The organism is Wolbachia endosymbiont (group A) of Urophora cardui (assembly GCF_964028435.1).
Classification (GTDB): Bacteria; Pseudomonadota; Alphaproteobacteria; order Rickettsiales; family Anaplasmataceae; genus Wolbachia.
Genome location: NZ_OZ034774.1, coordinates 1,061,389 through 1,074,373 on the forward strand (window position 1 = coordinate 1,061,389; position 12,985 = coordinate 1,074,373).

At 34.8% G+C, this 12,985-nt stretch carries 11 protein-coding genes; 6 read left to right on the forward strand and 5 right to left on the reverse strand.

Annotation, left to right across the window (positions count from 1 at the left end; genetic code table 11):
• Window positions 1–95 precede the first annotated feature (95 nt).
• From nusB to yidC, 3 genes are read right to left on the reverse strand one after another with little or no spacing between them, the layout of a single operon-like run.
• Window positions 96–578 carry a transcription antitermination factor NusB gene (gene nusB / locus ABWU38_RS05020; RefSeq protein ID WP_353272598.1) on the reverse strand — a complete coding sequence of 161 codons (483 nt, stop codon included), beginning with the start codon at window positions 576–578 and terminating at the stop codon, window positions 96–98.
• The gene (locus ABWU38_RS05025) at window positions 578–1,006 is read right to left on the reverse strand and encodes a 6,7-dimethyl-8-ribityllumazine synthase (protein ID WP_253309653.1); all 429 of its coding nucleotides are present in this window, start codon (window positions 1,004–1,006) and stop codon (window positions 578–580) included. The genes nusB and ABWU38_RS05025 overlap by 1 nt, the downstream gene beginning before the upstream one ends.
• Window positions 984–2,693, reverse strand: coding sequence for a membrane protein insertase YidC (yidC, locus tag ABWU38_RS05030; RefSeq protein ID WP_353272599.1), 1,710 nt, complete (start codon window positions 2,691–2,693; stop codon window positions 984–986). Before yidC ends, ABWU38_RS05025 begins: the two co-directional genes overlap by 23 nt.
• Window positions 2,694–2,827: 134 nt before the next feature.
• Between yidC and ABWU38_RS05035 the strand changes: the two genes are divergently transcribed.
• Entirely contained in the window at window positions 2,828–3,343 is a 516-nt protein-coding gene (locus ABWU38_RS05035) for a TIGR02281 family clan AA aspartic protease (RefSeq protein WP_182182693.1), read from the forward strand.
• 6 nt (window positions 3,344–3,349) lie between these two features.
• On the opposite strand, the gene secF is transcribed toward ABWU38_RS05035, so the two are convergent.
• Both secF and ABWU38_RS05045 read right to left on the reverse strand, forming a co-directional pair.
• Complete coding sequence (gene secF, locus ABWU38_RS05040) at window positions 3,350–4,225, reverse strand: protein translocase subunit SecF (protein WP_265044950.1); 876 nt, start codon at window positions 4,223–4,225, stop codon at window positions 3,350–3,352.
• Window positions 4,226–5,320: 1,095 nt separating this feature from the next.
• On the reverse strand, window positions 5,321–7,141 hold the full coding sequence (locus tag ABWU38_RS05045; protein ID WP_353272600.1) for a heme lyase CcmF/NrfE family subunit: 1,821 nt from the start codon (window positions 7,139–7,141) through the stop codon (window positions 5,321–5,323).
• Window positions 7,142–7,163: 22 nt separating this feature from the next.
• On the opposite strand from ABWU38_RS05045, the gene ABWU38_RS05050 reads away from it, so the two are divergent.
• From ABWU38_RS05050 to pyrE, 5 genes are all read left to right on the forward strand, one after another.
• Window positions 7,164–7,343, forward strand: a complete 180-nt coding sequence (locus ABWU38_RS05050) for a hypothetical protein (RefSeq protein WP_253302580.1) — start codon at window positions 7,164–7,166, stop codon at window positions 7,341–7,343.
• A 102-nt stretch (window positions 7,344–7,445) separates the two neighbouring features.
• Window positions 7,446–8,687, forward strand: a complete 1,242-nt coding sequence (locus ABWU38_RS05055; RefSeq protein WP_265016776.1) for a hypothetical protein — start codon at window positions 7,446–7,448, stop codon at window positions 8,685–8,687.
• A 122-nt stretch (window positions 8,688–8,809) separates the two neighbouring features.
• On the forward strand, window positions 8,810–10,135 hold the full coding sequence (locus ABWU38_RS05060) for a dihydroorotase (RefSeq protein WP_264688260.1): 1,326 nt from the start codon (window positions 8,810–8,812) through the stop codon (window positions 10,133–10,135).
• A 1,006-nt stretch (window positions 10,136–11,141) separates the two neighbouring features.
• Window positions 11,142–12,326 (forward strand): dicarboxylate/amino acid:cation symporter, encoded by a 1,185-nt coding sequence (locus ABWU38_RS05065; protein ID WP_264732084.1) that lies wholly within the window; start codon window positions 11,142–11,144, stop codon window positions 12,324–12,326.
• A 3-nt stretch (window positions 12,327–12,329) separates the two neighbouring features.
• Complete coding sequence (gene pyrE / locus ABWU38_RS05070; protein WP_253309661.1) at window positions 12,330–12,926, forward strand: orotate phosphoribosyltransferase; 597 nt, start codon at window positions 12,330–12,332, stop codon at window positions 12,924–12,926.
• The last annotated feature ends 59 nt before the right edge of the window (window positions 12,927–12,985 follow it).

Genomic DNA, 12,985 nt, shown 5'->3' on the forward strand with positions numbered 1-12,985 from the left:
AGAGGTAGATTAAGTCTGCCTCTTTATTTTTTAGTGTCAGTTACTTAAATTTATTATGGAAATTGCCTTAACTTTTATATAGTTGTGAGAAGCTGCTAAGGATTTTTATTTAATTTAACTGCATCTTTTGCCTTATCCAATAACCCATTAATAAAACCAATTTCGCTTGGTTTATCAAGTAAATCAGATGCAATGTTAGTATATTCATTAATGACAACTGGAACTGGCGTATCACAATTAGCTAACTCACATATTGCAACACGCAAGATAGATAAGCTTATAAGATTTAAACGTGAGAGGGACCAGCTTGGACGTAAATAAGACTCTATTATTTTATCATATTCTTCACTGCTTTTTATAACCTTATATAACAAGTTTTCTAAGAACTGATGTTCAAATTCTTCACATTCAAATATATCTTTCAACTTACTTATGTAGTTCTTAAGCTCACAATTTTCCAGTTTAAAAGTGCTTTTGTTGTAACCTACGAAAATATTTGAATAAGCAATTTGTACAGCAAGAAATCTTGCCGTACTTCTTTTTATGCGCCACTTTTTATCTACTGGTTTTTCCTCCATTATTTTAATTTATTGTGTAAATCTATCATATGCAAAACAGTTGAGGCTGCATGGCCACCAACGTTCTTTTTGTTTTTGTCAGCTCTAACTAGTGCTTTATCTTTGCTGTCGGCGGTAATTACGCCCATACCAAAGGGTATTGCATAATGCATAACAACCTCATTTAAACCTTCGATTACCCCTTTACAAACGTATTGATAATGATCAGTTTCACCGCGAATCACGCACCCAAGAGCTAAATAACCGTCATAATTAGCATTCTTGCTTTTTACTGCAAAGAGAATTGTAGCTGGTATCTCAAATGCACCAGGAACTTCAATTATGTCATAGCTTGCATGGCTTTCTTTTAATCTATCGACTGCACCTTCAAGCAAAAGGTTTGCTATTTCAGCATAATAAATTGAATTAACTATTAGTATTTTCGACATTTACTACCACTTTTTTCGTTAAAAACAACTTTATTAATGATTGTTGAATTAAAGTTATAATATTACTAAATATCCAATATATTACCAGGCCGGCAGGAAAAGAAGAAAAAATAAAGACAGAAATGTAAGGTAAAAACTTCATAACATTTACTTGAATATCATCTTTATTGGTTTGATCTTTCTCACTTAGCTTCTGCTGAATTATCATGGTGGCACCGAAAATTATAGGTAAAATGCCTATAGAAATAGGAAAGTTATAATTAAACAACCCAAATAATGTAAAGATGTTCGTTGGGTCAGGAGCTGAAAGATCCTTAATCCATAAAAAAAAAGGAGCATGTCTCATCTCTATAGTAACAAATAATACTTTATATAGAGCAAAAAATACCGGTATTTGTATTAGCATGGGAAAAATGCTCGACATTGGGTTTACATTGTTTCTCTTGAACAACGCAATTGTCTCTTTGTGCTGCTTTAAGCTGTCATTTTTATACAACTCTTTTATACGAGTTAATTCAGGCTGCAGGCTTTTCACCTTGAACATCGAAATATATGATCTATTAGATAAGGGAAGCATCAAAAGTTTGATTACTAAAGTCAGCAATAATATTGCTAAGCCAAAATTTTTTAAAACGAAGTTAAAATATTCAAGCAGTAAAAACACTGGCTTGGTTATAAAATAAAGAACACCAAAATCTACAGCTTTATCAAACAAAGGTATATTGAGAGTATCCTTATAAGAATCCAGTAAATTCAACTTTTTTGCTCCAGCAAAAAAATAATTCACATTAGAAACACTTGCGCCAGGAAGTATGCTCTTATAAGGTTTGACAAAATCTACTTGAAATTTATCAATATCATTAGCGTTAGTATGCTTAATGCTTACATTTATTTTATCGGATTTCTCAGGTATGATGGCTGTAAGCCAGTATTTATCAGCAAAACCAAACCAATTTTTTTCACTCGTGCTTGCTTTTATTAAATGTTTTTTGGAAATATCCTTATATGTCCACTCCTCTAGTTTATTATCAAATGCACCCAGTACTCCTTCATGGGATATCCAATAAGATTCGTTGATATTGTCACGTTTACGGTTAATTCTACCATAAGGAACCAAAACTACATTATCTTTTGTATTGTTTTCAATAATTTGCTCAACTTTAAACATGTAGTTATCGTCAAGGCTAATTTTCATTCTAAATAAAATGCCATTTTCATTATCCCAAAATAAATTGACCTCTTTTTGATTGAGTTTATCTGCTTGCCAGACTGCCTTAGAATCTGGAACTTTAATCTTTTCATTCGGATCGAGCCACCCAAATTCTGCGAAATATACATCTTTTGATTCTGCAGGTGACAGTAACACCACTTGTGGAGAAGAAGAACTCGGTTCTAAGTGGTAGTTAGTTAAGATTAAGTCATCAAACCTTGCACCTTTCAAAGAAATTAATCCTTTAATCATGTTATTGGTTAAACTAACCCTCTGTTCTCGAGTGGAATTAATAATTTCAGAACGATTTTGGTGTATTATAGGAGCAAGGTCGTTAAAAGATTCGATATGTTCAATATTTTCAATCAATGGCTGGTTGTGGTTTGCACTAAAAAAATTATCATAAATAATGCGCCAAGATACCATGATCAACATGGAAAGGATAGCTGCTAAAATTAAACTTTTTGCTTCTGACATGAAATTAAATCAAACATATCTTCTTAAAGTGTATATTAAATATTGTACTAAAACAATGAAATTTACTTATTTTTAATAATAACTTTTAACGCTAATCTTTAAAATTTATTTTAATAGCTTCAAATTTTAACAATATGAACGCGGTGAAAAATCTAGTTATTTGGTTACTAATAATAGCTGCCACTTCAATGCTTATTGATTCACAAAGGGACAAACTAAGCGACAGATTTCTCAGTACTTTTTTACCATATAAAGGGAGAATTCAGAATAGTGGTCAGAATAGTGGAAGTATCGAATTTACGAAATCATACGATGGACACTTTTATATTCAGGCTCAGGTCAATGATCGCAATATAACGTTTTTGCTTGATACCGGAGCAACCGATATTGTTCTATCACAAAAAGACGCATTACATGTTGGTATTAACTTACAAAACGTTCAGGATTTTAAAATATATGAAACTGCTAAAGGTCAAATAAAAGCTGGTGTTGTTCACATCCCTCAGGTTAAAATAGGGAATTTTTTAGTTAATGATGTACAGGCGAGCGTTAACACTCATTCTATGTCTCATTCACTACTTGGAATGAGCTTTTTAAGGTATTTTCATTTCACTATAAGAGATAATAAGTTGATATTATACCGCGACTAAACACTTCTACAATCTACTTATCAAAGCTCTGTAGGTTAATATAGGAGCAGAAATAAATATTGCAGAACAAGTGCCAATCAAAATACCAAAAAAAATGATCAAGCTGAAGTCTCTCACTGCATCTGTGCAGATTAATGTCAAAGGAAGAGCAGCAAGAAGGGTTGTACCCGAGGTTAATATAGTGCGAAATAATGTAGCGTTGATACTTGCATCTACTATCTCACTCATCCGCCCACTTTTACCACTCTTGCAATACTCTCGAATCCGATCGTATATAATTACTGAGTTATTGATTGAATAACCAATGACAGTGAGGAGAGCTGCAACTGATGAAATATTAAACTCAATGCCAGTTAGGCTAATAAAACCAACAGTTAAAATCACGTCATGAATCAGTGCTGTTATTCCACTGAATCCACATTGCCAATTAAATCTAAACCAAACGTAAAAAAATATTCCAACAATTGCGATCAACATGGATAACATTCCTTCAAATATTTGTGTTGAGCTTATTTGTGGGCCAACATAGTCTATTTTACGATAGCTTATTGAGCTACCTAGCTTTTCTTCTAGTATGCTTTTTATCTTTTTGATTTTATCTTCATCTCCTTCATCTTTAAAACGCATGACTAAATTATCACCCGCTTTTGAACTCTGCACTGTAAAACCATTTTCTTTTAATGCATCGAGAATAGAGTGATTCTCATCTGAAGATTTTATCTCTATCAAAATTCCGCCTGCAAAGTCTATGCCTAAGTTCACTCCACGCAGCACAACAGTGAGCATTGAAAAGATGATAAAAATAATGCTAACGAGTGCAGTCAAATCCCTATATTTACTAAACTTGATATTGAGGTTATCTGGAATGAGTCTAAGTGCCATGCTATTTACTTAAAATAATCACTTGAATTTTATATACTTTTCAAAAAATTCACTAGTTTATTCTGTGATTGGACTTCTCTGTCATCCGAGTAGCTGACACTGGTTCACTCTATAATGGTATCACAGCAGTCCTACGTCATACCGCCGCGGATAGATCCCGCTAACAAGCAGCGGGGATGACGGTTGTCAGGCTAGTACCCCTATGATGTCATCCCAGTGCTTGACACTGGGATCCAGAAGAAAGAATGGTGTCATGAAAGTAGCTGAGGTTTCCATCCAAAAGGGTGTCGTCCCAGTGCCCAGACTACTTGGATCCAGGAAACTTAACTCTACACTAAGTAAATGTACAATAAGAACTAGATTCCAGACTGGAATGACAGCGGTCCTACGTCATACCGCCGCGGATAGATCCCGCTAACAAGTAGCGGGATGACGAATTACTATACCGCCGCGAACCGTCATACCGCCACGAACCGTCATACCGTGATTCATTCGCGGTATCTCTTAGCCGCTAACAAGCAGCGGGATGACGAGATGCCGCCGCGAACCGTCATACCGCCACGAACCGTCATACCGCCGCGGTATCTCTAGATCCCGCTAACAAGCAGCGGGATGACGGTTGTCGTTTAGCTATAAATATTAAGGAATTTACCAAACAAAAAAAAGGCAAAAGAAGCCCTAGTCATTGTCTATTTTCAGTATTTGGCGTTTTTTAAGTCTTAAACACTGCAATTTAGCTGCTTTTAAGTGCAACTAACTTAAGCTATAAATGTTTAAGAAATTCACTAAGCAGAAAAAAAGGCAAAAGAAACCCCGCGTTAGCTAGTTGTCACTCTCTAATCCTGCAAATTGGCGTACTATACTGTCTTAAACGACTTATAAGCGCGTTTCAGCTTGTGTAGGTAAAAACCTAGAAATATTGTGAAGACATAAGGTGCACATAGTGCAAAAAATTAAAAATAAGACGCCAACTACGTTGTTTTCTTGCTGTTTAATCTGCACAGATGAAGATAACTGAATACCTTCAATACCATGATAAGGGCGCTGGCGGAGTTTGTCAAGGAAGTTTTTTCGTTATAGTATAAAGGAGTCCTATTAAAATCTTCTCAATAAAGGAAAAGCAGCAAGGAGCGAACCAAAAGCGATGAGGAAGGATCCAAGCCAGATTATAGACATTCCAGGTTTATAGTGCACTTTAGCTGCGATTTTGCTCTTACTCTTATCAATCTCACCGATTACAACATAAATATCAGAAAGCAAATTGTGGTAGATACTGCTTTCAACATTTTTCTGACCTTCCACAAGGTAAAATCTATATTCAGGGGTTATCTCACCCAATATCTTATTATTCAGCAAATTCCTGATATCCATTGTACCTCTCACTGCATGGAAATTTTTTTCTTTTATTAGCTCAATATTTCGTAAAATAACTTTAAATTTATTGACTGTTATGCTATCCCCTATTTTTAAGTAATTTTCTTTTTTCTCCTGCCAACCAACTGAATAAGCTATACCAAGCACTAAAATTGCCACTCCAGCATGAGCTGCCATCATTGCATAGTAGGATTTAGAAACTTTTCTTGCTAATAAAATTGATTCACCAAATGCTACCTTAAATAAACAAATTCTTTTACTATATGCTTCTAAAACAAAGATTAATAATGCTATGGAGATAGTAATTGATAGCACAATTATTAGCTCCATGTGAAAGATAAACGGCAAAATAGCTGCAGCACTACAGAATGAAAATCTGTATTCACGAAATATTGGCAATAGACTATTTCCCTGCCAACGGCAGTATTGCCCGATCATGGTGAGCACTAGAATAGCCAGTGCAATAGGATTAAATAAAGAATTGTAATATGGTGCTCCAACTGAAATTAATTCACCGGTTAAATACTCAAGCACTGTAGGGTATAAAGTGCCAACGAACACGATGAAAAAGGCAGTAATAAATAATAAATTGTTCATCAGCATCATCGTAAGGCGTGAAAAGAATCTTCTACCCTCTGTCACTTGAGTAGCAGATTTCTTTCTGGATTCCAATGTCGAGCACTGGAAAGATGTGCGATTTTTTCTCGTAAACACTACAAATATTACTAAGCTACTGACTGTAATTACACCAAGTAGAGCTAATATATACAGTCCATACCTTGAGTCATCTGCAAACGTGTGCACTGAGGTGAGTATTCCTGAGCGGACTAGAAATGTTCCAGTTACACTCAATATAAAAGTTGTAAGCGTAAGTAAAATAGCGAAATTCCTTAAAGTATTGAAATTTCGTACAACGAGCAACAAATGTGTCAGCGCCACTGCAATTAGCCACGGTATCAAAGAAACGTTTTCCACTGGATCCCAAAACCAAAATCCACCCCACCCAAGTTCGCGATATGCCCACCAGCTACCCAAGCTGATGCCCAAAGTGAGCAGCGACCAAGAAATAAGTACCCAAGGCCTGACAATTTTAGCCCAAACATTTCCTTCAGTATTTGCAATTAATCCAGCTATAGAGAGCGAAAAAGGAACGCTAAATCCAAGGTACCCCAAATATAATATCGGTGGATGAATAGCAAGGCCTATATCTTGCAATATCGGATTAAAACCCAATCCATCTTTTTCAACGCTTGGCATTTTAGTGAAGGGGCTGGATTCAAGTAAAGTGAACAGTAAAAAACAAAAGCAAATCAAGCCTTGGGTGATCAAGGATACTTTCTTCAATTTACTGTCGTTATCAGTAAAAATACCCATCAGAAATAGGTAAAAGGTAAGCACTAATGTCCAAAGCAACATAGACCCTTCTTTATTTCCCCAAACTCCACAAATCTTATAGATCAAAGGTTTTGTTGTGTGTGAGTGGTAATATACGTTTTCGAGTGAGAAATCATTTGTAATGTGGCAGTAGATCAAAATAGCCATTGATGTTGATACACAAAAAAATATGGCAGTGGTAATAAACCGACAAGAACTAAGCGGTAAAAACAAATATGTCAAAGACAATAAGCAGGCTATGAGTAGCAATATATTCCCAAGTTCAGGCATAAAAAATTATAGTTTTTATATAAACAATATTACTGATGACAAGTTAGAAGTTAAAGTGTTAATTGACGCTTGCTATTGATGCTAGCATAATGCCCCCGTAGTTAGCTGTGCTAGTATTAATTAAAAATTAAATATTAAATCTTTATACTTTTATAGATAGCGTTAATATTGAGGTAACATTGTGGGTACAACTAAGATTAGTAAATTTCCATTCAATATAAAAGGTAAAGTGGCAAAACAACATGCCGAACCAATAGTTGAAAAAAATCTCTATACTATTTTAGGATTCAAAAGTAGAGAAGATTTTGAAAATAAGACAAGTAAGCTTGTTAATAAAAAAGTTTGGCAATCATTTGTTGACTGCTTTGCAAAAGAAATAGATTATGCAGCAACTGAAAAAGTTGTAAAAAACATCGTTTGTAACATTGCAAAGAGTGATCAAGGTAATGCTTTTACCAAAACTGAACATCTGATATTAAATGAAAAGCAAGATAATAAAAAGAGAGAAAAAGCGATTAGAAAAACTGTTGGTATTTTGAGAAAAATCAATCCAGAAAAAGCCTTCAATGAACTTTCAGTAATAAAAAAACAAGCTGAAGATTTTTTACAAACCGATTTTTATAAAGCTCAGAGTAAACCACTTCAAGGATTTGCTCCATCTGGTGGACAGCTCTTTGCGGAAGTTCTGAAATATATAGAAACACTAGAAAAATTAGCTGAAGTTAAAAAGGAAGAGCTAGTTAAAGATTTCTTGTTAAATCATGTTAGTTCATTGAATAAAAAGTATCCTAAATCACAAGGCAAAAGGGAAGATGCTATAACAATACTATCAAGTAATGAGTTGAAGAATTTTTACAATAAAGGTGTAGAAGAAGGAATATTACAACCAATGGTATCTTACAAAGAATGCAGAAACCTGTATGACAAAATGAACCAAATGAAAAATGAATCCAAAAGTATAATTAAAAGAGAAGGACGGGAAGAAAATTTGAAGAAAATAGATAAGTCGATAGTCAGTGCAATTAATGACATAAAAAAACATAGAGAAGCAATCCTTAACTGTAAAGACTTTCAAAGTTCTTACATAAAAGAGAAAAAAGAACATCCATTTAGAGGCAACGCATGTCAAAAAATAATTGATATATATCAAGAGAGAATTGCTGGATATCAGGAGAAAATTCGTCAAAATTTAAACCAAATAAAAGCGATATTAAAAAGTGCGCCGCAAGAAATGGATGATGTGGAAGAATTAGAGGAAATAATCGATGGTATGCATGAAGCGAAGCAGTGTGATGAAAATTTTGACTCAGCTTTGATTTGTTTATCGAACATACAGAATGAGCTAGATATTCAACTGGAAAATCCTTCAACAGAGCTAAGAGTTTTTCATATTAACGTTAAAACTGAAGTAACTCGGTTATAAGAGCCAAATTTTTGGGACAATTTTAATTCAAGACAGCTCTCGCAACTTTAGTCTGCGTTTTTATTTGGTTGTATTTTGTTAAAAAAACTTTAGATTTATTTTATAATCGATACTCAAATATAATGACTCAAACTTGGAATTTGCTGCAAACAGGGCAAAAGGAAGGCTATAAAATTGCATATATTAATGCTCGTGTTATCGATCCCGAAACTAAGCTTGATATAAAAGGTTCATTATTGACTGAAGGGGATAAAATTGTTGACTTTGGTGAATCATTATTTTCAACAAGTGGGGTCGATGAAACAATAGACTGTAAAGGGCTTGTTCTAATGCCAGGCCTTATTGACATTCACGTACATTTTCGTGAACCAGGCCAAGAACATAAAGAAACTATATATACAGGCAGCAAATCTGCAGCTGCGGGAGGCGTTACAACTGTAGTTTGTCAGCCGAACACTGTTCCAGCAATTGATAGCGTTGTTTTGGCTAAATATTTGAAATATAGAGCACTTGAAACTTCACATGTAAACGTTGAATTTTACGCTAAAATTACCACTTCGGAAGAAAAGTTGACTGAAATGGCACTTTTAAAGGAAGCAGGTGCGGTTGGGTTCACTGATGATGGCATGCCAGTTATGAACCCAATGATTATGAGACAGGCGCTGCTTTATTCAAGTATGCTGGGTGTTCCTATTGCTCAACATGCAGAAGATTTAAATTTATCAGCAGGTGGTGCAATCAACGAAGGTAAAATTTCTGAAGAATTGGGAGTAAAGGGAATCTTGAGTGCGTCAGAATCGGTTATGGTAAATCGTGATATACTGCTCATGAAAGATATGGAAAATGTGCACTACCATATTCTACATGTCTCTTCAAAAGATTCACTTGATGCTATTAAACGTGCGAAAGATTTGGGATTAAATGTTACATGTGAAGTAACCCCTCATCACTTCACTTTGACTGAAAATATAGTAAAACAACATGGAGCAATTGCAAAAATGAACCCGCCGCTTCGCACTGAAGAAGATCGTTTAGCTATGGTTGAAGGTTTAAAGACAGGTGTGATTGATTGCATTGCAACCGATCACGCTCCGCATGATCGTAATTCTAAAGATCTTCCACTTGAAAATGCTGCATTTGGTATTGTTGGCCTTGAAACAATGCTGCCCCTTTCACTTGAACTTTACCACAGTGGGCAAATGGGTCTACTTGATGTGCTTGCAAAATTGACATATAAGCCTGCAGATATAATACACGTATCACGTGGTCGTATACAAAAAAACCTTGCTGCAGACTTAATTTTAGTTGACCTCAATCATGAATGGGAAATTAAAACTGACAACTTTGCTAGTAAATCAAAGAATTCCCCTTTCGATGGGCGCAAAGTAAAAGGGCACGTGGTACGTACTGTTGTGTCTGGCAAAACTATATACTCACAGAAAAGTTAGTTATCATACCTTATCTGTTCCAATTTGTTATCACCAGAATGGGCTAAGTGCACCTGAATTTAAATTAAGAAATATTAGCCAATTCCACTAGACTTCTTGCATAACCATATAATAAACTTTTATTGGGAATAGAAACGAAAAACTTCCTTGACAAACTCCGCCAGCTCCCTTATCATGAAACTGAAGCTAATTATTTACCTTCGCAATCTCTGCAGTGGATTAATAACAAAAAAACTTAATGTATTTGGCGTAAATCATGCTTAATTTTTTGCACTATGTGCACCTCATGTTTTTATAAAACTTTTAGGTTTCTACCTATACAAGCCGAAACGCGCTTATAAAGCGTTTAAGACAGCAAAAGACGTCAAATAGACAAGGGAGAATTTGAATACTAGCTACCTTAGGGTTTCTTTGCCTTTTTTTTCACTTAGTAAATTTCTTAATGTTTGTAATTTAGGTTAGTCGCATTTAAAAGCGGCTGAATCGCGGTTATTAAGCGTTTAGAAAAAAAACGCCAATATTTTGAAGTACATATAAATAACTAGTTAACCATGGGGCTTCTTTTGCCTTTTTTTTATTCGGTAAATTTCTTAATATTTATGGCTAAACGACAATCGTCATCCCGCTGCTTGTTAGCGGGATCTATGTTAAGAGATACCGCGAATGAATCGCGGTATGACGGTTAAGTAGGGTGTCATCCCAGTGCCCAGACATTGGGATCCAGGAAAGTTTGCTTGCTCACAAGCAAACTAGCATAGAAAAACGTTTTCGATGAGATTGCAGAAAGGCTGGATTCCAGTATCTGGGCACTGCCGTCATAAAGGAACCAGTGTCAACTACTCGGATGATACCTTTTTCTACTTAGTTTGGGTTATGCAAGAAGTCTACTGTCTCCGAATAAACGCATCCTCTTATCTTTTCCTAATTTGTAAAGTTATTTTGTCTATCAATCTGATTCCAAAACAGCAAAATTGTTGTATAATGTTACTTTGAAGTTTTATTTTCAATGCACAAGTTTGCAATACTCTTTTCTATACTGTTTGCAATAGTTGCTTACTATTTAAACAGTGAGATTATATTTGAAATAGCAAAGCTGTTTAGTGACATATTTGTTAGTTTGTTGAAATTAATAAGTTTACCTTTAGTTTTTCTATCAATAGTTTCCACAATTTCAGGACTTAAAGACTCAATCGAAATTAAAACCTTAGTTAAGAAAACACTATTTTATACGCTGCTTACAACTATTATAGCTGCGTTTGTTGCATTATTGTTTTACCTGCTAATAGACCCAGTGAAAAAAAATTTCATATGTAACACGATAGGAAGTTTGGATAATAACAATTACAGTTACTTTTCATACTTAAAATCACTCATTCCTTCGAATTTTGTGCAAGTTTTTCTTGAAAATAACGTTATTGGTAGCATATTGATCGCTTTTTTGATGGGTGGAGCTATTGTTTCACTTTCAAAAGAAAAGCAGGACATATTACATCAAATATTCTCTGCACTTTTCGATACGTTACTTAAAATTGCTCAGGGGTTACTAAAGCTTGTTCCACTTGCTGTGTGGTCTTTTATTACATGTTTTTTGCACGAATTAAAAGGTGGTAGCGAGTTCTACAGTCTTTTATGGTATTTTGTTTGCATAATGTCTGCAAATTTTGTGCAGGCATTTCTGATTTTACCGCTACTTATGTGGTATAAAGGCATATCACCAATTCAAACGCTGAAAGGGGTTATGCCGGCACTCACACTTGCGTTTTTTTCTAAATCATCCAGTGCAACATTGCCAACAACTATAGACTGTGTGCAAAATAAGCTAAAGGTGCCAAAGAAATTGTCGTCCTTTATTTTACCAATATGCACAACAATTAATATGAATGCATGTGCTGCATTTATACTAATCACTGTAATGTTTGTTGCAGAGATGAATGGATGCGCATTTTCCTTAAGCGAAATGTTTATATGGATTTTTTTAGCAACTAGTGCAGCAATTGGTAACGCTGGAGTGCCGATGGGGTGCTATTTTATGGCAACCAGTTATCTCATGTCGATGAATGTTCCTCTGCATATTATGGGACTGATTTTGCCTATTTATACAATCATCGATATGTTTGAAACTGCAATAAACGTGTGGTCTGATATTTGTATCACTCAGATAATTAATAAAGAATGTAATAGTGAAACTTAAAAAATGATATTAGACGAAAACAACCTAATAATAAAAGAATTTAAAGAAGCAGAAGCAATTTTGCATGGGCATTTTGTTTTATCTTCTGGATTGCATAGCAATACATATATACAATGCGCTAAAATTTTTGAAAATCCAAGCAGAGCCATGAAAGTTTGCGCATTACTGGCAGATAAAATAAAAAAAGAATTAAATAGCTCCATAGATTTAATATTATCTCCTGCAATTGGCGGAATAGTTGTAGGTTATGAGATTGGCAGGCAGCTTGGAATAAAGACAATGTTTTGCGAGCGCGTTAATGGCAAGTTTGAATTACGCCGTGGATTTAAGATCAAAAAGGGTGAGAAAATATTACTTATCGAGGATGTGATAACCACAGGCAAATCTTCACTTGAAGCAGTGAAATGTGCAGAAGGGGAGGGAGGTAAAGTCATTGCTGAAGCTTCTCTAATAAAGAGGAATAGTGAAACGAAACTGCCTTTTCCTGTCATATCTTTGATTGAACTGAACATCCAAAACTACAGCGAGGAAGAACTTCCAAGTGAATTAAAACAACTACCCATAACAAAACCTGGGAGTAGAGAATATTTAACAAAGTAATCCTATAATATCTTGGAAACACAGCACTTATACACAGCTTTAGTTATTTACTCCAAGTG